Below are 23013 nucleotides of genomic sequence, written 5' to 3' on the forward strand. Positions count from 1 at the left end.
GCAGTTGTATCTAGTTCCCTAAAGTAATCAATTCACAACTCACCGGCTTGCACTATGCTAACCGCAAAGTTGTATCTAGTTCCCTAAAGTAATCAATTCACAACTTCACAACGATAATTGAAGTTGTAGCCGAAGTTGTATCTAGTTCCCTAAAGTAATCAATTCACAACTTCGGCGATATATAATTGTAAATATCAATGGGTTAGGGTCGTATGACGTCCAATAAAAAGCCGATGTTTGATGAAAAGAGCCAATAGGGGTGCTATTTTTCAATTCAAAGCTACCTAAAATTCCTCAAAGAGTGATAGCTGTCGTATTTTCGGTATCTTCGGTTCCTTTTGCTTCGTTCCCGAGAGGTGTATGATCTCAGCATACTGTTTGTCGGTAATGGTAATCACCTTAATATCCGCCTCTTCAGGTAGTGATTTCCGTAATTTATTAATGAGTGGTTGTCGATGTTGCATCGATGGGATCGGCTTGATGTAGACCGAAAACTGTAGCATAATATATCCCTCTCCCAGTAACTCCTTCCGAAACTTTGCCGCCTGCTTTCGTTGCTTCTTAGTGAGGACAGGAATATCAAAAGCGACTAAAATCCACATAAGTTTGTACGCACTTAATCTTGAAACATTCATTGCGAGACTCCTTTTTATTATGGTATTCGAGGTAATACGAGTGTCTTGGCACCACCTGAATAGACTCTAGCGAGGGAACTGGTGGTGATAGAGATGGCGATGAGTAGTGGCCGCCTGAGCTTGCTGATGATGGTATCTTGTGCCAATAGGGTACGGAGGTGAGCCCTACTCTCCTTGGTGATAGAGAGCTCTCCACTATCCACCAACTCCATCACCGCTAGGTCGGCAAAGGGGCGGTAGGGCTCCATTACATCATCGGAGAGCGGAAAAGGGTTGTACTTATTTTGGTGTTGCACCCCTAGCTTTGGGGAGAGACCCGAAGCGATGATGGATCGGGTAACCGAAGCACGCAAGATGGCATAGGCATAATTGAATAGGGCGTTGGGCGGTACTCCATCTCGCTCTCGTATAAACTCCTCCCCTAGGAGGGCACTCCAGTAGATACGTGCTGCGATCCCCTCTCTATTATCTGGGTCGCCACTCCGCACCTCATCGGCAAGGTTGAGTAGCCTTTGGTGCTCCTCTATTCCTCGTGACTTCAGTACGGCCGCTTGATTGAGGATCTTGCTCTTGACCAACTGCTTCCAGATGCTCTTTTTAGTAGGGATAGATGCTGCCACCTGCTCCCGAGTTCGCTCACCCTGTGTGGAGTGCCCCTCGAGTGGAGAGAGGTAGCCACTTGGGATATGAAACTCATCACAAACTACCACTATACAGCCCACCTCCATACAGTACTGGAGCATCCAGAGGGTGGTGGTCACCCTCGGATGCTCCAGTATCAATAGTCCTACCTCAGCTAGAGGTAGGGTCTGCCGCTCCTCCGTCTCCTTATTGGTTATCACCAATTGGCGACTTTCTAAGGAGAGGTGAACAGGACTAGATATAGTGATGGTCCGCTTAATCATCCTTCAATATTACTTTACCCGTGAGGCTGATCTCCACCGAGTGAATATTATCCTTATCCGATTCAAAGAAAGGTAGGGACTGCACTCTAATCATCTCTCTATCATAATTGGTGTTGCTAGCAGTTGCCTTTCTGAACACATAATACATAGACGATAGCTTCTGCACTCTATAGAGGTACTTGCTGAGATAAGAGGTATCAGAGAGGTGGACGAGTATCTCCTCTCTGGTGATTCCAATCAAGTACATCCTATCACGCATTAGCTTGAAGAGGATTCTCTTGCCATCGGGTGGAAGTTGGAATATCTCCTCACCTCTGTTCCGTCTATCCACCACATCCCACATAGTTACGACACTCTCTTGAAGACTGCCATCTAGCGCCTCATAAATCAGCACGTGGTGATTGTTTTGTGGGTCAACATATTGATTGGCTTCTTTTAGCCTTACCACATTATTAAACTTATCACATAATCTCACCTTTTTCACTGGGACAGGCTCTCCACCATTGCGATTGGGGAGATAGACTTTGGTCTTGCCCTCCTCATCAATAAAGGCATTCTTAGGGAAAACAAGCTTTGGATTACTTATGTCTAGCCCCAACTCCTCCTTGAGTATCCGCAGCATCTCTTTCCTAATAGCGGCGTCCACCACTTTATTGAGTTGGCTCATCTTGGTCACTTCGGCGATGCTCTTCCTAGAGTGGTAGCCCACCTCTGTCTGTCCTGGTGCTTTTCTCTGACCATAGATAGTAGCCTTATGTAGGGCACCCCTCACGGCGTAACCTTCAGAGGTATAGACCTTGCCATTCTTGGTGATCTTGCGGGTCACCTTGGAGAGAGGATCCACTCGGTTCTTTTTATGTACCACCAATATATCATTGATGGATTGCTCTGCCTCTTCTCTAAAGCCATCCCACGGTAGGTCGAAGCGTGGCTTTAGCCTCCCTCCTTGTCGGTAGGAGTCATCTTGCCTGTTGTAAGTTGAAAGCTCCGTGACGTAGTTTTGTTTGGCTAGTGCAATCACCAGGGCGTCTACAGCGTGGTGCCTATGGTCATCTCTATTCTTGACCGGTTCTAAAGCGTAGAGTCCTTGAGATTTATCAAGTAGGAAGAGCTTTCCCTCTAGCAGTACTTCGCCACTCCTTGGTGTTGGAGCTTTGGCATACAATGGATAGATGGTGACCCGCTCTTCTGGAGAAATGGTCTCTCCGTACCGTAAGGATACATAATACTTGGTCTGCTCTTGGAGGTCCAAATGCTGTACATCGATTGTCTTGCCGTCGCACTGATCCAGAAGGAGCGAACCGTGGTTGGCGACTCCTGTGAGTAGTAGCTCTCCCTCTCCTACCTCAGGTGCAGGGCGAAGCATCCTGGTAAACTCTGCGGTGTCGTAGTCTAGATTGAGATAGGCGGTGCGATTGCGGTGTTCCTCCATATTGACCACACTACTATCCACTTCGGTCTCAAAGAGAGGGCTCCAGAAAGCGTTGCCATTGAGTCGGCCCGATACCCTTACCGCATTGGCTGCCACTCTCTTTTTATTGCTAGGAAGCTCCCAAATGGGTTCGCCTTTAAGCTGAAGAGTGACCCAGTACTTTCCTGGCTCAGTAGGGTAATTACCTCTCTTGACCTTTCGGAGTGCCTCAATATAGTCGCTGGTCAATTGGTTCTTGCTATTAATGGTAGCTGGCACCACTAGCCTATCCTTAGCAGAGGGCTTGGGGTTGAAGAGGGGCTGGCAGTGTGGGGTACCGCCTACTCGGTGGTAGGCGATGAGTGCCTCGCCCGTCACTCCACTGAGATCTAGATGGGCTGGCTTGGGGTACTCCTTGCCGTCGCGGTATAGCTTAGACCCCTTGACCACCACAGGGATACGGATCTCATCTGCCGTGGGATTGGGGATAAGATTGAGCTTTGGTGCCACGCGATTGACCACCTGTGACTCGCTATCGAGGAGGGCGTAGACATCGGTATCGCCTCTGGCTATCAGCACCTCGCTCACGGCTCCTGGGGCGCATTCATAGGTCTCGCCTAGGATCTTATTGAGTTGCCACATCCGCCTGAGGTCGGCAGTGATATGGCCGGTAACGGAGCGAACATCACCGCAGATGGTAGTGAGGTATTCACGTGCCTTTACTGACATATAGGCGGTATCATTGAGCATCTTATTGGGTAGCTCCTCTAACTGCTCTTGGGCACTCCGCTTGGATAGGAAGCGACTCGCTTTACGTGCTGGCAGTACTCTCCTTACTCGATGTGTAATCTCGTCCCAATCCTCTGCACCCCAAAGGGTTTTGCTAGAGTTGACGGAGTAAAACTCGTAAGGGGTCTTATTGCCCTTCTCTCTATTGAAATTGGACTCGCAGAGGGTCTTATTACCGAAGCTATCATCAAGGGAGATGCTTCGAGGGATAATGTGCTCTATCTGGAAGTAGTTATTGCCAGCGAAGAGATGAGCTGGATTAATAGTCTTACCAGTATAAGGGCAGCGGGCAATTCCATCTTGCTGCTGGAGCTCTTTATGGAGGCGGTATTTAAGGATATTATCTCGATTGACCTGCACGTTGAGTGCTCTTAGCCACATCACTGCCTCCTCATTTTCTGCCCGATTGGCCTCTTGCTCCTGGCGTATCTTGAGGCGTCGGTCAAGGGACGACTTGAGGTCACGAGAGAGCTCTATGGTGATGCGATCGAACCTAAAGTTGGGGTTGCCGGTCTGCTGAATCATCCGATCAATAAGAGCATTGACCTGCCTCCGCACCGCCCAAAGTGCTTGCTCCACGATGGGGTTACGGAGATTATCCACTTCCCCCAGTCTGTTCTGTATCTCTATCTTTTGCACCGACTGGGTAGGGTGGTAAAGCTTCATCCGCAGTCGCTTTTCGTCCAAACCGGTCTGCTCGTCGGGATTGCTTAGGAACTCTATCAGACGGTCGATCTTCTCGCCCTTAGAGGCTGGCTCATTGATGATCTGGAGTAGCTCTTGCCACATTTGCTCCTCTTTCTCAAAGTAGTAGTACCTCGGACCAAACGCATTTTTAACGCCACCGAGGAAAATTGCCTCTGTGTGGCTCCGCCCTTGAAGTAGGAATGGAATGATATTGTCCATTGCATGAATGGAGATGGAGCCGTAATCATCAACGAGATTGATACCCTCTAGTCGCTTGGCAAAGTCGGCTTTGAGCTTTAACCCCTTGCTCTGGGCATAGTCGGCGATGTTCTTCTCAAGTAGTCTCTCATCGTCGTAAAAGAGTAGCTTCTGCCAGATATCTATATATATGGTATCGGTCTCGCCATAGAGGTAGCTCAATGCACCCTTTTCAAAAAGGTCGGTGATACTGGCGATAGTAGGGCACCCTGGGAGGGCTTGGTCATCGTCGTAATTGAGCTTGGAGACTAGGCTGAGGTGCCTTTTCAGGTCTGCCACTTTGATGGTCTTGCTGTTTTTTGAGCAGAGGAAGTCGAGGGAGGTTTGGAATAACCCCATACCATAGAGTGTCCGCCCCTCTACCCTCACATTGCTCAGCACCTGAAGTGCTCTATGAAATTCGCTGGTAGGGTGAGATACAGCAGCGACACGTGGCCCTTGGATATAGTGGCGTTGCTTCACGGGGTCGTACATCTTACGGCTCTCAAGGCTACACTTATTGATTAGGTGCTTCTGCGAGCGAAGTGGGCGTTGCCAGAAGAGGACACTATCATTGGACTTGTACAGTAGCTCTCCACTCTCTGGGTCATGGCTGATCTGTCCGATCAAGAGATCTTTGACGGGAGTGCCCTCTATCTCTAGTTCTTCTAGACCAAGTCGCTTAGCCTGTTGGTCCCAAATACGCTCCATCTCCTCCACATACATACTGCGGAGAGTATACCTCCCTCTGGGTTTCTCCTCACGTTGGGTAAATGGCTCTCCCTCCTTGGCACTTATCTGATACAGATATTGCCCAAGGGTCTGCTCTCCTATCTCCGACTTGGTTTGGGTGTAGCCGATGATGTCATCTTTTCCTTTCGCCATCGCTCCCTCATCTGCCTTCATCTTGCGTGAAGATTGGAAGCCACGACGTTGGATGATGTGGTACAATAGACGACCAAACTCGGCCCTCGTGATGCTCCCCTCTACCGCTCTTGAGCGAATCTCATAAGGGTTCATCGCCATCCAAGCTCTGAAGGCATCACTATCTGGGAACTGGCGTGCAGCCGTCTTCCCCTCCTTATCCCAGGAGAGCCAAGCATCTATCTCCTCAAAAGTAAGTGGCACATAGCGATCCCCTTCGGGGCTATTGAGCTCGCTGAGCTGATAGAGAAACTTGAGCAACTGAGAGCGACGCAAACGACGCCTATAGTTTTGTCTGCGACCTTGCCTTGCGACCCTGCGCGTCTCGTTTTTTGGCTTCTCCTTATTGGTGCCGAAAGCCTCTTTACCTGCGGGGAATACATAGACTCCTGTGTGGAGTATTTGGTTCTTCTGAGTGTCGACGATAGCTGTTCCCAAGCTACTAACACCGATATCTAATCCGAGTGCGATCATAGCATATTACATTTTGAGATGTTTAACATTATAAACAAATGTAGATAATATATTTGGAAGGTTCAAATATATTACCTACATTTGCGGTAGAAGATTATTCCCTAAAGTAATCTTTTCATAACAAGGCTATATGCCGAAGTTATTACGGCTCCACTTCGGTGGAGCCTTTTTTGTATCTGGGGATTAGGATTGGAGGGGGACGTGGTCGGGGGCGAGCCTATCTTTGAGGGCTTTCCACTTATCGTAGGGGAGGGTGCGACCGCGGAGGGTTCGGACTTTGGGAAAGGAGGCAAAGTAGGGGTCTTCGGTGACGTACCAACCGTGGTGGATGAGGCTGGGCTCTTTCTCTACCTGATGCTGGATCCTGCCAAGGTAATTCCTACTGACCACAGTGGCGTAGTACTCTCCTCTCTCTTTATTCTCGAGGAGGAGAACGGCGTAGGCTTCGTAGGTGGGATAGGTCTCCATAGCTGCTTTTTCGGTGATAGTGACCTCCCAGCCGTGCTCATTATTGAGCTGATCTATTAGGCTTCTGAATACCTTGCCGTGGGCTGAGGTATCCTTGATCTGATGGAAATGGATATAGTAGTGGACCATCTCGTGGAGCAGGATATTTTGGTACTGTCGCTCCGTGAGCTTGTAGAGGTTGGTGAGCTGTATCCGTTGCTCTGTGTAGACGGTAGTGCTACCTCTTTTTTCCGCAGCGTAAGAAAAGCCACCCATCTGTCGTCGTGTAGGGCTAATGGTAAAGCCGGGCCGAGGCAAAGAGCCTTGGAAGTACTGATGATTGAATTTATCAAACCAGTACTTTATCCACTCAAAGTTGATCTCAAAGGGTTGTTCCATATCACAATGAAAGGTGTTGCACGATCTGTTCAGCTACCTCGGCAGTGGTCGCCTCAGCCGTCACCTCAATAGTGATATCGGCCTGAGTGTAAAAGGGTTCACGGAGAGGCAAGGTTGCCTCGACATACTGCTTCACCCCCTCTTTATCGAGGCGTGCCACCGCTGGCCGGCTCTCGCGATAGAGGTAGAGCCACTCGGCTAGTAGCTGGGGCGATGCTTTGAGGTAGACCACAGTGCCACGCTGCTTCATGGTAGAGATATTATCGTCGTGACTGGCCATGCCTCCGCCTGTAGCGATCACTACATCCTGAAGCTGAGAGAGCTCAATGAGGATTACCTTTTCCCGCTTCCGAAACTTCTCTAAGCCACAGCAACCAATCATATCACTCACAGAGGAGTGGTACTTCCGCTCAATATAGAGGTCGGTATCTACAAAGGAGAGCTGTAGCAGCTTTGCCAGCTCACGTCCAATGGTGGTCTTCCCCACTGCTGGAAAGCCTACTAGGAATATTGGTTTCATTGTCACATAATAATAATAGACCCTGGCAAAGTGAGAGCTTCACCAGGATCAGGCGTTACGCATTAGAAGAAATGTTGTACGAATGATCATATACAAGCTGTTGAGGATAATGGAGTAAGAACCTCGGCAGAGATCCCTTTTAAATAGATAGGCACAGGTCGGAGGGGCGTTAGCCCCAAACGACCTGTGTGTAAGAGCATATTCACCACCTCCTTGACCCCGGCTGAGGGGTCAGACCTAGATAGGGTTGTCCGACCCCTCGGCCGGGGTTGCAAGGGTGTTTTACACCTATCTATGAGACCTTTGCACAGAGGTCTCGGTCAGCTTTGAAAAGTTATTTAAAGCTGTATTTGGAATACACATCCGTGTCAGACTCTCTATGATATAGAGCCTTACAATCGTCTATGATATCCTCTGTACCAAATCCGTGAATGGCTCGGCCCATTAAGAACGAGACCGTATAGTCGTTCCAGTCTTTGCCTAATGACGATGCTTTCACCGCTCCTTCATTGAGGTACTTCCACATTTCCGCTTCACTGATATATTGCAACCAATAACACCATTTTGCCAAGCTCACCAGTCGGCATACGTCCCAAGCATACGTGGAGGTTGTGGTCCGGACTTGAGCCAAATCCGTTTTTAGCCCGTCTGCTATCAAAGTCTGCAGCTCAATAAGTTCCTCGGAAGAACCTCTTTGAGCAAGGACTTCGTCCAATTCCGTACTCTGCTCTAAATTAAGCAGAGCGTTTAGCGTCTCTAGAGCATCTTCCCGACCATTAATGCTCCATTGTTTTTGAAGCCCGGTCTTGTATACATTCATATTATCATCGGTGATAATACTAAGGATGTCCTCACTGCGATAACAAGACAAGATGGCTCCAAATACCAGTAACCTTTTCTTTTCCTCGGTGAGCGGTGTTTGAGGATGAGAAGCCAAAAAGGCTTTCAGGTTTTTCTTAGCAAAGACCCTAGACACGATTTCAAACACGATAAAAGCAATAATCAAGACAGCGACTATTGCCACGATGATTTTCCAGATCATACAAGTATTATTCTAAAGTTAAACATAAGTCTATTATATCATATTTCCTACTTATCCACATGCTTCCCCATCATTTCTTCTACAGAAAGACAGAACCCGATCTCTTGGTAGATTTCAAGCAATAGGTCTTCGTTTAAAGATGTTTTTCCGCTAAGGCGAAGAAAACCTTTTGGCATATTGGAGGCATAATAAAATGTATCTCCGCTAAAGGAGAGCATCAAGTCATGAGTAAAGGAACAACGAAGAGCGGTAAGTTTCTTCATCATTGCCGGGGTCAAAATCATACGGGCATCTACCTCGTCATCAGCATATACGGTAAAGAGACGTTCAAACTCGGGGTCTTCCAAATAAACAAACTTTGCTTTATGTCTCTCCCTCAGTTTTTGTATCGTCAGAGCGAAGTAGCCCAACTTATCCTCCAAATGGTCGGGAAGCAGCATAACAAATCCCCTGCAAGTTCTTGGAAGACGGCAGTAACTAAACATTCCCCTAAAGCTGAACATCGTGCTCTCTACTTGTGCGCCCCACATCGGACTGAAAATCGCCCGATTGAGGAGCCTAAAGGATCTCCATGGTTTAGTATTCTGTTCATTGGTTGCGGTTACTCCTATATCGGCTATTGTCAATGCTTGATGCTGAGTTGGGAAACTCAATGCACCGTAACTTGCCACTTGAAGAGTACCCTCCGACCTATTTGGGGTTCCGAATAGTCTGCTTGCCCGAATATCGGACACCTTTACTTCTTTTGTCGGAGAATAATTTGCATCCGGAAATAGCTGGTTGATAATTTGCCCCATTACTTTTTCCTCTTTCTGCTTCAGTACATTTAGGCATAAAGAGAACAGCGTATTGAGGACCACAAAGGTGACAAAGAATATGACGACATACGTTGCCGTTAATTGTGAGGTTTCATAATTGTCCGCATCGACGATATACCTTCCGAATATAGTGAATGCAAGCCAAAGCAGAGCCAAAGGGTAAACGGAATAAATGAGAAGCCTAACAATCTTACGCCACATAGCTATGTGGGTTAGTTGCCCTCTCATTTGTTGAGCGACAATCTTGAAGTCTATCAAGTGGTCTTCTTTCATCATTTATCCGAAAATCTCCTTGATATGAATGTCGCCCAACTCACTTTCAGGAATTCGTATCAATGCTTCTTTCCCAAGATGTTTTCTTGAAGCGATGTATGAAGACGGGAACATTTCTACGGCATTGTTGTAATCCGTTACGGTTGCGTTATAAGTTCGGCGTATAGCCTGCAATTCGTTCTCCATATCCGTTATCTGATATTGGAGATAGACAAACTGCTCATTGGCTTTGAGATCCGGATTACTCTCAACAACGGCCTTAACTTGTTTGAGAAGAGCGGAGATTTCTGTCCCGTCCTTGATTTGTTCTGCTTCGGGGGCTCCGTCTGCTCGAGACCTTAGTTCGGCTATGCGGGTAAGGATTTCATTTTCGTGTCCCATATACGCTTTAAGAGATGCCACCAAATTGGGTATAAGGTCATTTCTCTGCTTGAGTGCCACACAAATGCCACTCCGGCATTGTTCCACCCTGTTTTTCTTGGCAATGAGATTATTAGAGGTGATTATACCCCAAATCAGTATAAGCACAGCTATTGCGATAAGGACACTCCCGGCAATTATTGATGCAGTCATACAAATTCGCTTGTCTCAATGATTATTTCTTAGTACTCTTGTCGTCTTCATAGTGGCGTCGTACTCTTTCCATACCCCCGAACGTTCTCCATCGGCATACTGTCCCTCTACAACCAAAATCGGATTTCCGTTGCGCAAAACTTCTTCTTTGTACGCCCCATGTAGCACGCCCATGCGATAAGTTCGTGTGACCTTGCTTTCAACGCCATCTCCCTGTTTCGTGAGTTTCCACTCGACCCCGTCTTTCTTCCCATTTACCCAACGGGTCTCAAGTATTTGAGCACCGTTTTGGCTGTCATACCGCTTCTCAAAGCCGTTTTCCACACTTTCCTGGTATTCTTTCTCCAAATCCAAACGACCGTCTTTGAAATAGGTTTTTACACAGCCATCGATTTTGCCCTTCTTCATAGGGGTAATCTTGCTGACAGTTTTGCCGTCTTGGTAGTACTCCGTGAACACCCCATTTCTTTTCCCCTGGTCATACGCTCCCGTTTCTCTCAGTACACCATCCCGATAGCGGTGGTACTTGCCATCCATCAGTCCGTTAGAAAAGGAAATAGTCTCTTCGTCAAGCTTCCGCTTGATACGCCACTCTCCCTGCAAGGGTTTTCGGCTGTCCTTTTCGAAATAAACTGTCGTATTGTTTTCGCCCGATAGGGGTAAGAGTTCATCGCTTAGAATCACCTTTTGAGCCGATACCGAAAGGCTCAGCAACAGCGAGAAGAAAAAGAGAATATATCGATTCATATTATAATAGAATGCCCAATTATTTAATTGGTTATTTAAGTTTCTCTACTCTCGAGCATATAAGAAAATATCCTGCCTCCTTTATCAAGAGGCAAGAGCATACACAGATACTCAATGGCAAAGGTAGAGCTTTTTTGCGATACTCTGACCAAAACATGGATAAAAACAAAGGAAGACCTACATCATTACCGATGAAGGTTTCTGTTGACATAGTTCTCACTCAGTATTCTGTTTATGTCTGAGAGCCGATAGAGGATTTTCCCTGCGATTTGGGTGTAAGGGATAATGTTTTTGTCCCGATAGTCTTGCAGGGTGCAAGGGGAAAGGAACAGTCTCATCTATACACAGGTCTTCGGCACTTCGTGCCTTGCCTGTGCCTATTTAGCAAGGACCTCTGCCGAGGTCCTTGCTCATAGACACCCCACTAAAAACTATATGGTAAGAACCTTCTAATGCGTAACGCCTGTCACCAGGGTCTATTCAATAATTACTTAGATTACTTCACAAGGGTGAGCTCATTGATCAAGTAGTCGGCCTTACCCCAGTGCTGGATAGCCCAAAGCACATAGCGAATATCTACGCTGATGGTCCGCTGAAGATTTGGCTCAAACTCAATATCGCCACTCATCGCCTCCCAGTTGCCGTCGAAGGCTAGGCCGATGACATTGCCTTCGCCATCAAAGACAGGACTACCGGAGTTACCACCAGTGATATCATTATTGCTGATAAAGCAGAGGTGTAGATGACCATCCTTGGCGGCATACTCACCAAACTCCTTATTACGCATCATATCGAGGATCTCGGGCTGCACTGCAAACTCGGTGCTCTCAGGATCTTGCTTCTCCAATACCCCTTCCTCAGTGGTGTAGTAGTCGTAATAAGCACCATCATAAGGGCGATAGCCACCCACCGAACCGTAGCTGAGACGCATGGTGAAATTGGCATCGCTAGGTAGGTACTCATCACTCATCTCCTGCAGGCCAGCCATAAAGAGGCGACGCCCCTTGGCATACTGATATTGATAGTTATTGATCTCGCCATATAGCTTCATCAATGCATCTCTGTAGCTATTGCTGATCACCACAGCAGGGTCGGTATCGTGTGCCTTGGCAAATAGCTCATAATTCTTGAGTGCCTCTACCATACGATCTTTGTGGAGCACTACAGAATTGTCGTAAACATACTGTGCATAAGCCTCATAATCGCCACCAAACTTACTCTCGATCTCGCTAAAGATGCTAGGCAAGTACTCAGGGGCTACCTGCTCCTTAGTTACCTTGAGCATGGCTGGAAGAGTAGCTCTACCTACCTTGGTGCTGAAGTCCTTGTAGAGGGCATCGGCATCAAACTCTGCCATATCGGGCGATGGCATCGCCACGAAAGAGCGGAACTCGGTACCACTCATAGCCTCAGAGAGGATGGTGAAGTTGTAGAAGAGCTTACCCATTGCCTCAAGTGGTATACGCAGGCTATCCAATACCCCAGCGTACTTGGCTGTACGAGCAGCATCGGCTGCTACCCACTCGCTGAACTGACGCTCTATCTGACGCTTATTCTCTACCACATTGAGGCGACGGAGCCCCTTATTCATACCGATTGAATTCTTCCAATAGTTGGAGCTACCGGCATACTTGCTAGCATACTGAATGCGGATGGCTTGCTCAGCATTCATGTGCTTCATCCAAATCTCCTGCTTAATGCCACGTACGAGGATACGAGGTTCGTTTTCATTCACGATACGATTCTCTACACCCCATGAGCTGAGGTAGCGGTCGGTACTTCCTGGGAAGCCAATGGTCATAGCATAGTCGCCCTCCTCGATACCACGGATCGATACCTTGGCAAAGTGACGAGGTTGGTAGGGCTTATTATCGGCTGAGTAGTCGGCTGGCTTATTATCCTTATCGGCATAGACACGGAATACCGAGAAGTCGTTGGTGTGGCGTGGCCACATCCAGTTGTCGGTATCGGCACCAAACTTACCCATAGATGTAGGTGGAGCGAATACCATACGGACGTCGGTGAAGACGTCGTAGACCACTAGGTAAAACTTATTATTCTCGTAGAACGAGTAGATATCGGCATCGGTGTGAGGGTCATCGGCATACTTGGCTACCAAAAGACTACTTGCCATTTGAATCGCCTGAATACGAGCCATCTCATCAGTCATATTTTCGGTACCTTCGGTCACTTGGTCGGTCACATCCACAAACTCTCTGAGGTACTTCACCTCTAGCCCCTCAATAGGAAGCTCCTCCGCCATATTGTGTGCTACAAAACCATCTCTCAGGTAGTCGTGCTCCACACTACTCTGGCTCTGGATAGAGCGGTAACCACAGTGGTGGTTGGTAAAGAGTAGTCCTTGATTGGATACCGTGATAGAGGTACAGCCGTTATCAAAGATCGCCACAGCACTAGAGAGGCTATTGCCATCGGCGCTAAATAGCTCCTCGGGAGAGAGCTTCAGTCCGAGCTCACGCATGCGATCCATATTCTCCTGCTTGATCGAATTGATCAAGTACATTCCCTTATCTGCCTTTGCCATTGGGGCAAGAAGGAGTAAGAGACCCATCGCTAGGGATAGTCGTAGTTGTTTCATCGTTAGTCAATAATAAAGTTGTAATATTTTTCTTGTACCACAAAGCTAACTATTTTCAGCGAGGTACCACACATTTTTAGTGGTGCTATTATCGGACAAGTCGGACAGCTCAGACAAGTCGGACAAGTCGGAGTTCAAAAAGGCACCAATGGAACACCCGCGAGGGTGCGTCTGACTTGTCCGAACTGTCTGACCTGTCTGACTTGTCCGATAAGGTCCTAAAAGAAAGCCTGCATAACTGCCACTTCAAAACCAAGTGGTAGCGGAGCAAAAATTGAGATGCAACTAAGCAATTGCCGAGATGCAACTAAGCAAACGGCGAGATGCAACTAAGCATTTGCTTTGTTGCATCTAAAAAAGCAGGTATATAGCACATTGTATATCAATGGATTACAAATGAGCCTTTTGGTGAACCTTATCAGAGTATATTATCGGACCCACCCAGCCCGCCAATAAGGTACAAAAGGAGCACCCATGAGGGTGCGTCTGACCTGTCCGACTTGTCCGAACTGTCCGAACTGTCCGACTTGTCCGATAAGGCACCAAAACAATCAATGAAATAATATGGGTTAGAGGTAGGTGATGGTGCTACCCTTTACCACAATGGTGTGGTACTCACCCTTGAGGTGCTCGATGGCACTCTGTAGTTCGTCGGGTGAGAGCTGCGGAAATTGGTTGTGTAATTGCTCGTGAGAGGTACTCCCTTCGGCTTTGAGGTAATCCTCTATTTCGTCAATATCCTTGTACGAAAGTCCTTTAGGCGGGTGACTGAGGCAGTAGTCGCAATAACCGCAAGGAAGGGGATTGGTTTCGTCGAAGTAACTGACCAATTGCATCGCTCTACAGCAGTCGGAGGTGGTCATATATTGCTCCATTGCCTCCACACGTTCGCGGGCAGCGTTGTAGCGGCTTTGGTAGATCTCCTTTGGGATAACCAGTTGTTTGGCAGGCACCCGCTGCTCCATGTAGTAGATATAATTACTTATTTTGCCTGGGATATAATCTATCACGTGCCATCGCTTGAGGTTAATCAAAAGGAAATAGAGCTGCTCCCTTCGGATGCCTAGTGCACTGGCAATTTCTCGCTCGTCAATAGCACTATAGGCAGTAAATAGACCGGTATAGCGACGCATCAGGAACTCAAGGAGGTCATCGTAGAGAGACTCTTTTTCATCAAACAGGGTGTAGAGCTGATTGCGATCGGTAGTAATCATCAATTGGCCCGCCTTATCGTGATTCTCTAAATACTCCATATAGCCCGAGAGCTGTAGTATGGCTAGCGATGCGGTAACTACATGACTGGGAATTTTGTACTGGGTACAGAAGTGGAAGAGGTCGAACTCATAGATTGCCCCTTCCCCACTCTCCACACCGAGCTGGAAGTAATTGCCGAGTGTATCATACACCTGCTTTACGGTCTCCTCGGGCGGAAACTCTCTATCGAGCATATTCCACAGGTATCGCTCATCACGTATCGGCTCATAGAGAAGTACGGCAAAGGCACGCTGATTATCCCTTCCCGCCCTACCCGCTTCTTGGTAGTAAAATTCGGGAGAAGGAGGGGGTGCAGGGTGTACCACTACCCGCACATCTTCTTTATTGATACCCATACCAAAGGCGTTGGTGCAAACCATAATCCGCACTTCGCCAGACTGCCACGCATTTTGCTTACGTGCCTTCACCTCTGGCGGAAGGAGGGCATGGAAGTAATCGCTACTAAGTCCAAAGGAATTGAGGAGGTCGGAGATCTGCTTGGTCTTTTTACGGCTTCGCACATAAACGAGGGCACTCCCCTCAACACTGGAGAGGATGTGTACCAATTCCCGAGCTTTATCCTCTGTTTGTCGTACCACATAGGTGAGGGCTCGGCGGTGGAAGCTCTTTTTGAAGAAGCGACTCCCCTCCTCGAAGAGTAGCTGTCGCTTGATATCCTCCACCACGAGAGAGGTGGCGGTAGCGGTAAGAGCGAGGAAAGGAAGGTGGGGTATGCGTTGACGGAACTCCTTGATGCGGGTATAGTGCGGACGAAAGTCGTACCCCCACTGGCTAATACAGTGGGCTTCGTCGACCGCTACAAATGAGATGGGGATACTTTCTAACCGTCGCAAAAAGAGGGAATTGGTGAGTCGCTCAGGGGAGACATAGAGGAGTTTGTAATAACCAAAAGTGCAATTATCTAGCACTGCCAGCATCTCTCCCCTACTCTGCCCGCTATGAAGGTAGCCGGCACGAATATCATGCTTTCGGAGGCCATCGACCTGGTCTTTCATCAGTGCCACAAGAGGGGAGATGACTAGGGCTACCCCTTCGCACATCAAAGCAGGTACTTGGTAGGTGATGGACTTGCCACCGCCAGTAGGCATCAGGGCGAGGGTATCGTGCCCTTCGAGGAGACTATTGATTACCTCTTCCTGCATCGGACGGAAGCGGTCATAGCCCCAATATTGCTTTAGGGTATCTAGGGGGGTGGCGTCAGTGGATAGCTGGGGTTTCATCGCACTTCTCTCTACCATCTATATGGATATCGACGATATAGAGCTGCACAGCGAAGCGACCCTTCCGCTGAAATTCCTCAATCGAATAGAGGATATCAAAGGGTCGGCCGCTAGCAATCAAGGGAAGCAACTCTGCCTGATTGTAGGCAACGGCTTGGTAGATAGGCATCTCATTGGGCATGGAGATCATCAGCCTGAGGTGGCTCTTTTTATAGCCCATCAATCTAGGAGGGGTAACGCTCACCACACCACGAGTCATGAAGAGAGGCTTTTCATTGCCTGGCCCATAAGGGGCAAGGCTCCTCAATTGCCTACGTAGCTTGGGGGTAATATCGGATAGTTCTAGCGGATAATCGATGACATGGCGGGGCTGGAGGTCCTCCATAGTGAGCTCTTCATCGGCTTGATGAGTAGCATTTTGAATAAATTGGTGGAGGTACTTCTTTTGGATCGTGAGCCCTGCTGCAAAGGGGTGACCACCAAAGTTATCGAGGATATCTTTATTGGCTTCTAAAAGGGTGTGGATATCGTAGCCCATCACACTTCGGGCGGAACCATTGACGCGATCGTCTTGGGTATCGGTGAGGACGATGGTGGGACGATTGTACCGCTCCGAAAGACGCGATGCCACTATCCCTATCACGCCATTGTGCCACGAAGGATCGTAGACAATGATGATCTTGCGATCCTCCATATCTGTGAAGCTCTCCACTATCTCATTGGCCTCCTGTGTGATGGAGTGGTCAATCAGACGCCGCTGGTTATTGTACTCATCGATATGATAGCTCATCTCTCGTGCCTCCTTGGCATCGCGTGCCAGTAGTAGGTCCACTGACTCTCGACCACTCTGCACTCTCCCTGAGGCATTGATGCGAGGACCAATCTTGAAGATGATATCGCTCATATCGAGCTGTTTGCTCTGCAAGCCACTCACATTGATAATGCTCTTAAGGCCAAGAGAGGGTCGGCGATTGAGCTTTTTCAGACCATAATAGGCGAGGATCCGATTTTCCCCCACTAGGGGCACCAAGTCGGCAGCAATACTTACCGCCACAAGGTCGAGCATATTATCCAGAAGGCGCCTATCGGTGCCATTGCTCAATCCGAAGGCCTGCATCAGCTTGTACCCTACCCCACAGCCAGATAGCTCTTTGAAAGGGTAAGGGGAGCCTTTGAGCTTAGGATTGAGGTTGGCAACTGCCTCGGGAAGGGCGTCATCTGGGACATGGTGGTCGCAGATAATGATATCAATGCCTAGGCTCTTGGCATACGCCACCATGTCATTGGCCTTGATACCGCAATCGAGCACAATCATCAGCTTCACACCCGCTTCATGAGCATACTCAATCGCCTGACGTGAGATGCCACTCCCCTCCTCGTATCTATCGGGAATATAATACTCTATCGCCGTGGTAATATACCGCAGATACTTATAAACTAGGGTAACGGCGGTGATGCCATCCACATCATAATCGCCATAAACGATGATCTTCTCTTTATTGCCGATCGCCTTATTTAGGCGGGCAACAGCCTTGGTCATATCAGGCATCAGGAAGGGATCATGGAGTTCTCTAAGCGATGGCTTAAGGTAGCTAGAGAGCTCTTCACTACTGCGAATGCCTCGCTTCATCACCACCTCCACAGTCGAAGGCAGAAGCTTAGCATCTCGGCACAAACCCTCAGCTATCTCCTGCTCATCGCTCCCCAATGGCTCATATTTCCAAACTAAATCCATAGACACAAAGATACCAAAAGTAACCTATTTTCTCCCCCTTATTCCCTATTACCTACCCCCTCCACCACAAAAACACGTAATAGATTGCCCCAAAAACACATAATGGAAGTTGTAAGTAATAGATAATCAACTATAAACAATGGTACCCACCTACGGACGAATCCATAGGTGGGTACCTAAACAAACAATTACAAAGTAAAGGATGATCGTCCTTTATTTCTTAGTGATGGTAAGATCAAAGAGTTGAGTGTCTTTATCAGCAAGCTTTAGCTGACCTTCACTACTCCATATTATCATACCCTTAGGGAATACCTCAGTCTCCTTACCATCAATCTTGATTGTATACTTTTTACCCTTCGTCTTGAATACGAAATGGAACTGAGGGGTATCGGAATCCGTATTGAGTGGTGCCTCAAAGTAGAAGTCACCATGACCCCATAGACTACCTGAACCGAACTCAAATCCGACCCAAGCAGCCAAGAAATAGCCACTAGGATTGGTCTTTAGATCGTGAGTGCCACAAGGAATAGTCATAGTACGTGTAGCAGGGTCATAATTGACAATCAAATCAAGACCAAACCCTGAGAGAATAAAGCTCTCATTCTCTACGAGTGGGCTAAGGGTCCAGGTTTTATTTCGCTCGGTCCAGTCAATTTCTAACCAATAATGTGCATTGTAGTCACCTATAAGATCAGCATACTGCAATTGCTGCGTTACTGGTATTGCTAACTTCATAACACCTGCAGATACATTGATGGTCCCCTTACGGTCTTTACCTGAGGGTAATACCTCTATCTCGAGTATACCGTCATGGATCGTATACTTGATCCATTGATCAGCACCATCGGGTAGTGTAACGGTAATAGGATCCACCACCTGGGAAATATCATAAGAGACTTTACCACCTACAAGCGCCATAAAGATAGGTGAAGCATCCATAATATTACGCGTACCAAATTGGCTGATAGAAACCCTTTGGGTACCAGAAACTCCAGATTTACCATCTAACTCCTTAATGAGCAATAGAGCAGTACGAAGCTCTGGGCTCTCATTTGGAGTGACCGTTACTTCTATTTTATCACCTACCTTCTTAGCAGTAAGCCAAGACTCTTCGCAGGAGATAGTGAAATCACTGCTATTCATTTTGATTGTCCCCACTCCACCGATGGCTTGATACTCTACATCGGCAGATACTATTTGAAGATCAATCTCAGCAGGGTTGAATGGATTTATCTCACTCTCATTGGACTTCTTACAGCTAGTAGAAAGCCCTATCAAAGCGATGAGGGAGAGAATTATACTGGCTATATTAATTATCTTCTTCATATTCATTACTTCTTAATAAAGATAGGTCTAATAATCTTATTAGGTTTGAGAGTTTTGTCCAATTTTTTTCCTTTAACATCCCGCAGATAGAAGGAATCAGCCTTATATGAGCCCCAAACCTTGTTGTCCACCAGCTTATAGGCAATAGAGCCATCAGCCGTCTCAATTTGCTTTGAGTACATACCGATCTCCTCATTACCCCATGTAAGATATCCCTCTGTAGTATCCCACATAGCTAGCTTAGTGCCAGGCTTGGACTCAATCTCCTGGACATAGACTGCGAACCGTCTATTCTTTGCATCAAAGTTGGCATAGAAGTAGTAATTCCAATCTGGGCATGTAACCTTGTACTTAGTGCTTCCTGCTTTTTCGAAGGTGACATTATACTCATGCTTAGAATCCTTCACGATATACTCACCAAGATACTCTGCATAGTACTTGTAATTGGGGTCTTCTCTAAGAGATAAAGAGGTATTCTCAGCATTGAGGGTAGCAGTACTGGCATCGTAGGTGAGCTCAGTAACACCATTGAGTGGCAATTGAAACTTGATGCCTTTATCGGTAGGAATAAAGGGAACAATCACCTCATTGCCCTCGTCATTGATGTAGTAAAAGGTGTTGTTTTTATCAAAGAACAGCACCATATCTTTACCACCTACTTTACCTGCGTAGGAGTCTTTGACCTGCTCTTCGATCAAATTCCAATCAAAGACTTTATCGTAACTCTTCATACAGGCCTCAAGATAATCCTCGGAGCTGGTTTTTGGACGGATAAGCTTTAGTATCTGTCCTTTATTCTTGCCCTTTAAGATGATCTCATCGGGATTAGTCTCCTCCTTTAGAAGGAATTCAAAATCACCTTCATAGCCAAAACCTACACCTGCCCCTACACGATAATCTGGGTCAGCGAAGAAGTGTAGTGCTTCATTGTAGGTAACAAAGTTGAGCGACACACCTGCATCCGAACTAACCACATACTGACCACGCGAATACTTATGATCGCTAGATCTAGTTCGTTCGGAGGAAATAAATGCTTCACCATCTTTGGTAAATATGATGCTCATCACATAGCCACCGTACTGCTTTTCACCACTTGGCTCACCTGGATAGTATTCGGCTATCCAGCCATTTGGAGAGCTGAGTAGCTTCTCCTGAAGTGCGGCCATAGCATTGGCAGTACGCTCACTAGCGGACTCGTCGAAAAGTGACTCATGTTTTGGCGTACAAGCACCCAGTATCAAGAGTGATAGTGCCGCCATCAAACTATATATATTAAATCGTTTCATAGGTCAATTGATTGTTTTAATCGTTAGAAGTAGCTGCCTCTGTGCTTTCGTCATCAAGATGATCACCCATCTGAGTAGCTATGTAACATAAGGTAGGAGAACCAAACTTAGCGTCCTTAGGCTCTACCTTTATTTGCTTCTCAAGTGCTATCCTACCTGCCTTATAGTAGGCCTCCTGAGCAGCTTTGGTAGGAGCAGCCATTGGCACCTCTACATTGGCAAATAGTGGCTCCCAATCAGGAAGGATCAATTGCATCTGTGGGATCTCATGAAGTCGGCGATTATTGACGTCGCGAAGGACATCCATATCGATATTCCAATTATCCTTCATATAGGTCTTCATAATCTCTAGCTTCTGATGAATCTTGGCACTACCCTCTTCTCCTGCAGCCTTGAATATCTTATCCCACTGCTCCTGACTATAGGTAATATAGCAGGCGGTAAGCTCTGTGATATCCTCGCTAGGAGAGTGGCCTGCATATGCCGTCACAAAGCCAAGTTCTGCATATTCACTCATCTTCTTACGATTGTGCCAAGAAGAAGGGGCATAACCACCTGCACTGATGGTATTATACTCTTGTGGCCACTTGACATTTTGGTGAAGGATATGAGTAAACTCGTGGTGCATAGTCTTGAAGTACATCTCGTTGAGGTTGTCGGGATTTTTTTCATTCACCCAGTTACCACGATAAATGGTCACCTTAAGCCCCCCCTCAGCAGTAGCCAAGACGATGGTTCCATCATTATTCCACGATGCAGAGCCTACGATATGTATAATTCTTGGAGCCAATCGACGCATAAAGTGCATGCCTGCTACCTCATCATAGACACCAAACCATGAATGGCGGAAGATGTTGGCCAGTTTCATTGAGTTTTCGATGGTTGAGGGGACTAGCTGCTTTGACCGATCCCGCTCATTATCCTCCATACGATACTTGAAGTCTACATTATAGGCATTGACATAGTTTTTATCCAACCATTTATCAAAGGCGTTCTTCTCCGTCGTGGGCTTCTTTACGACCGATTTATTTTCATCAGGTTGGTCACCCTTACAGCCCATAGCTATCATACTAATAAGGGCTATCAGTAGTACCGACCAAGTATATTTACTAATTAGTTTATTCATAACACACTTAAATATTTAGAGATTGTTACTTGGGTTAGGAGTTAGTCCAGCTGCCACTACTGGGGCAGGGATAGGAAGTGCCTTTCGAGGATCATCGGACTTCAAGGTGATAGGATTCTCTTGGAATAGATTATGGGTAATCTCTATACCATACCTCTTGATATCATCCCACCTTTCGCCACTATGTACCGAAAGGATACGCTTGGCATGCAATACAGCTTGCATCATATAAGTTTGATCACCCTCCTTCAATTCAAATTTAGGATGTAGTGGCTTCGTCACTGGGCTCACCTCTTCCGGATCCTCCATCAAACCTTTGTAATAACTCTTAATATCACTGGTCGTCGCACCATTTCCACCCTTGGATTGATACCACATAGATAGATCGCTAGCGGCATCATCATACTTCTCAAGCATCACTCTAGCCTCAGCTCGGAGGAGTAAGGTCTTATCCGTAGTGAATGGGAATACTACCACGTGAGGCTGGCCAATGCCAGCTACAGCATCTGTGTATTCAAATATCTCCTGATACTTAGGTAACCACACCATGTGCGATGGATTGCCTCTGTAGTAGAGTACATCATAATCCACCAATTGACTACCCCATGGACCAGGGCTACGAAGTGTCTGCTTACTAGCGATCTGACCAGTATGTGCATACCTACGATCCGTGTACCTCCTACCCCAGCGAGAGCGAGTAGCCACGATCATTAGATTGGCTGGCTCTTTAGCACTGTGATAGCCATAAGTCCACTCTTTGGTATTGGTATATTTCTTGGCATACTCCGAGATATTACGCAGAGTAGGTGCAATATTGGTACCTAGTACCTCTGTAGCATACTTCTCGGCCTTATCCCACTTTTCGTAATAGAGGTAAAACTGTGTAGCAAATGCTAGAGCAGCTCTCTTATTGAAGTGGTACATAGGTACCGAATAAAAGTCTTCAGATATTTCGGGGAGTGCCTCTAGAATGTCCTTCTCCATCTGCTCATAGTTTTCCTTTACGCTGGGACGCTCATGCTTCACACCGATTTCAGTCTCAGGCTCAGTAGAATAAGGTATACCAAGATCAGAATCTGAGGTCTGCCCATTGTAAGCTTGTGAAAATACATTGACCAATATAAAGTGGCTATATGCTCTACACATTAAAGCTTCGGCCTTTGCAGCTTTGAGCCTAGGGGTGGTAGCACCTCCCAATTCTTCAATAGCTTCTAGGGCTTGATTGGCATTGGAGATGGCCAGATAACACATCTGCCAAAGTCTCTGAGTGGTATCCCAATCGGGCTCTGTATTGCCCTTCCAATGATAATTCTCTTGGATAAAGATATCAGGAAGTGGATAGGCATCTCCATTATCATCGACGTTGTCGGTACGGTGCTCCAATATTCCTAGAGGAAAGAGTGTGGGATAAGCAGCCACAAGTATCTGCGTTACCTTTTGCTCCTCATCAAGCTCTGCACGCATATCTGGCATAGTATCAAGAAACTTATTGCATCCAGATAGGGCTACTAGGGAGCAGAGCGATAAAGTAGCTATTATTTTATTTACTATTTTCATATCAAATA

At 47.0% G+C, this 23013-nt stretch carries 16 protein-coding genes and 1 pseudogene; all 17 read right to left on the bottom strand.

Annotation, left to right across the window (positions count from 1 at the left end):
* Positions 1–284: 284 nt before the first annotated feature.
* The gene (gene cas2, locus A3GK_RS0101405; protein WP_021902785.1) at positions 285–602 is read right to left on the bottom strand and encodes a CRISPR-associated endonuclease Cas2; all 318 of its coding nucleotides are present in this window, start codon (positions 600–602) and stop codon (positions 285–287) included.
* Between the two features lie 50 nt (positions 603–652).
* Complete coding sequence (cas1, locus tag A3GK_RS0101410; protein WP_018027745.1) at positions 653–1540, bottom strand: type II CRISPR-associated endonuclease Cas1; 888 nt, start codon at positions 1538–1540, stop codon at positions 653–655.
* Positions 1533–6062 carry a type II CRISPR RNA-guided endonuclease Cas9 gene (cas9, locus tag A3GK_RS0101415; protein ID WP_018027746.1) on the bottom strand — a complete coding sequence of 1510 codons (4530 nt, stop codon included), beginning with the start codon at positions 6060–6062 and terminating at the stop codon, positions 1533–1535. Before cas9 ends, cas1 begins: the two co-directional genes overlap by 8 nt.
* A 183-nt stretch (positions 6063–6245) precedes the next feature.
* Complete coding sequence (locus A3GK_RS0101420; RefSeq protein ID WP_018027747.1) at positions 6246–6908, bottom strand: SprT-like domain-containing protein; 663 nt, start codon at positions 6906–6908, stop codon at positions 6246–6248.
* A 1-nt stretch (position 6909) separates the two neighbouring features.
* Complete coding sequence (locus A3GK_RS0101425; RefSeq protein ID WP_018027748.1) at positions 6910–7428, bottom strand: shikimate kinase; 519 nt, start codon at positions 7426–7428, stop codon at positions 6910–6912.
* Between the two features lie 334 nt (positions 7429–7762).
* The gene (locus A3GK_RS0101430) at positions 7763–8470 is read right to left on the bottom strand and encodes a DUF1266 domain-containing protein (protein WP_018027749.1); all 708 of its coding nucleotides are present in this window, start codon (positions 8468–8470) and stop codon (positions 7763–7765) included.
* Positions 8471–8517: 47 nt separating this feature from the next.
* Positions 8518–9564 (bottom strand): DUF3137 domain-containing protein, encoded by a 1047-nt coding sequence (locus tag A3GK_RS0101435; RefSeq protein WP_018027750.1) that lies wholly within the window; start codon positions 9562–9564, stop codon positions 8518–8520.
* On the bottom strand, positions 9565–10134 hold the full coding sequence (locus A3GK_RS0101440) for a LemA family protein (RefSeq protein ID WP_018027751.1): 570 nt from the start codon (positions 10132–10134) through the stop codon (positions 9565–9567).
* Positions 10135–10149: 15 nt separating this feature from the next.
* Positions 10150–10881, bottom strand: a complete 732-nt coding sequence (locus tag A3GK_RS0101445; protein ID WP_018027752.1) for a toxin-antitoxin system YwqK family antitoxin — start codon at positions 10879–10881, stop codon at positions 10150–10152.
* A gap of 185 nt (positions 10882–11066) precedes the next feature.
* Positions 11067–11216, bottom strand: a pseudogene (locus A3GK_RS11670) (helix-turn-helix domain-containing protein); the annotation flags it as partial.
* 161 nt (positions 11217–11377) lie between these two features.
* Complete coding sequence (locus tag A3GK_RS0101455; protein ID WP_026161637.1) at positions 11378–13480, bottom strand: S46 family peptidase; 2103 nt, start codon at positions 13478–13480, stop codon at positions 11378–11380.
* A 569-nt stretch (positions 13481–14049) separates the two neighbouring features.
* Positions 14050–15993 (bottom strand): RecQ family ATP-dependent DNA helicase, encoded by a 1944-nt coding sequence (locus tag A3GK_RS0101460; RefSeq protein ID WP_018027755.1) that lies wholly within the window; start codon positions 15991–15993, stop codon positions 14050–14052.
* Entirely contained in the window at positions 15953–17710 is a 1758-nt protein-coding gene (gene recJ, locus A3GK_RS0101465; protein WP_018027756.1) for a single-stranded-DNA-specific exonuclease RecJ, read from the bottom strand. The genes A3GK_RS0101460 and recJ overlap by 41 nt, the downstream gene beginning before the upstream one ends.
* Before the next feature lie 213 nt (positions 17711–17923).
* A complete protein-coding gene (locus A3GK_RS0101470) occupies positions 17924–19036 on the bottom strand; it encodes a BACON domain-containing protein (protein WP_162138126.1) in 1113 nt (370 codons plus the stop codon).
* A 5-nt stretch (positions 19037–19041) separates the two neighbouring features.
* Entirely contained in the window at positions 19042–20322 is a 1281-nt protein-coding gene (locus A3GK_RS0101475; protein ID WP_081605295.1) for a DUF4302 domain-containing protein, read from the bottom strand.
* A 16-nt stretch (positions 20323–20338) separates the two neighbouring features.
* Entirely contained in the window at positions 20339–21448 is a 1110-nt protein-coding gene (locus A3GK_RS10240) for a zinc-binding metallopeptidase (RefSeq protein WP_018027759.1), read from the bottom strand.
* A gap of 15 nt (positions 21449–21463) precedes the next feature.
* Positions 21464–23005, bottom strand: a complete 1542-nt coding sequence (locus A3GK_RS0101485; protein WP_026161638.1) for a RagB/SusD family nutrient uptake outer membrane protein — start codon at positions 23003–23005, stop codon at positions 21464–21466.
* Positions 23006–23013: the final 8 nt, after the last annotated feature.

Origin of the sequence: Porphyromonas somerae DSM 23386 (genome assembly GCF_000372405.1) — a bacterium.
Lineage (GTDB): Bacteria > Bacteroidota > Bacteroidia > Bacteroidales > Porphyromonadaceae > Porphyromonas_A > Porphyromonas_A somerae.

Excerpts from the sequence above, each read along its gene's own strand:
- cas2 (WP_021902785.1), bottom strand. The coding sequence starts at position 602 with ATGTGGATTTTAGTCGCTTTTGATATTCCTGTCCTCACTAAGAAGCAA.
- cas1 (WP_018027745.1), bottom strand. The coding sequence starts at position 1,540 with ATGATTAAGCGGACCATCACTATATCTAGTCCTGTTCACCTCTCCTTA.
- cas9 (WP_018027746.1), bottom strand. The coding sequence starts at position 6,062 with ATGATCGCACTCGGATTAGATATCGGTGTTAGTAGCTTGGGAACAGCT.
- A3GK_RS0101420 (WP_018027747.1), bottom strand. The coding sequence starts at position 6,908 with ATGGAACAACCCTTTGAGATCAACTTTGAGTGGATAAAGTACTGGTTT.
- A3GK_RS0101425 (WP_018027748.1), bottom strand. The coding sequence starts at position 7,428 with ATGAAACCAATATTCCTAGTAGGCTTTCCAGCAGTGGGGAAGACCACC.
- A3GK_RS0101430 (WP_018027749.1), bottom strand. The coding sequence starts at position 8,470 with ATGATCTGGAAAATCATCGTGGCAATAGTCGCTGTCTTGATTATTGCT.
- A3GK_RS0101435 (WP_018027750.1), bottom strand. The coding sequence starts at position 9,564 with ATGATGAAAGAAGACCACTTGATAGACTTCAAGATTGTCGCTCAACAA.
- A3GK_RS0101440 (WP_018027751.1), bottom strand. The coding sequence starts at position 10,134 with ATGACTGCATCAATAATTGCCGGGAGTGTCCTTATCGCAATAGCTGTG.
- A3GK_RS0101445 (WP_018027752.1), bottom strand. The coding sequence starts at position 10,881 with ATGAATCGATATATTCTCTTTTTCTTCTCGCTGTTGCTGAGCCTTTCG.
- A3GK_RS0101455 (WP_026161637.1), bottom strand. The coding sequence starts at position 13,480 with ATGAAACAACTACGACTATCCCTAGCGATGGGTCTCTTACTCCTTCTT.
- A3GK_RS0101460 (WP_018027755.1), bottom strand. The coding sequence starts at position 15,993 with ATGGTAGAGAGAAGTGCGATGAAACCCCAGCTATCCACTGACGCCACC.
- recJ (WP_018027756.1), bottom strand. The coding sequence starts at position 17,710 with ATGGATTTAGTTTGGAAATATGAGCCATTGGGGAGCGATGAGCAGGAG.
- A3GK_RS0101470 (WP_162138126.1), bottom strand. The coding sequence starts at position 19,036 with ATGAAGAAGATAATTAATATAGCCAGTATAATTCTCTCCCTCATCGCT.
- A3GK_RS0101475 (WP_081605295.1), bottom strand. The coding sequence starts at position 20,322 with ATGAAACGATTTAATATATATAGTTTGATGGCGGCACTATCACTCTTG.
- A3GK_RS10240 (WP_018027759.1), bottom strand. The coding sequence starts at position 21,448 with ATGAATAAACTAATTAGTAAATATACTTGGTCGGTACTACTGATAGCC.
- A3GK_RS0101485 (WP_026161638.1), bottom strand. The coding sequence starts at position 23,005 with ATGAAAATAGTAAATAAAATAATAGCTACTTTATCGCTCTGCTCCCTA.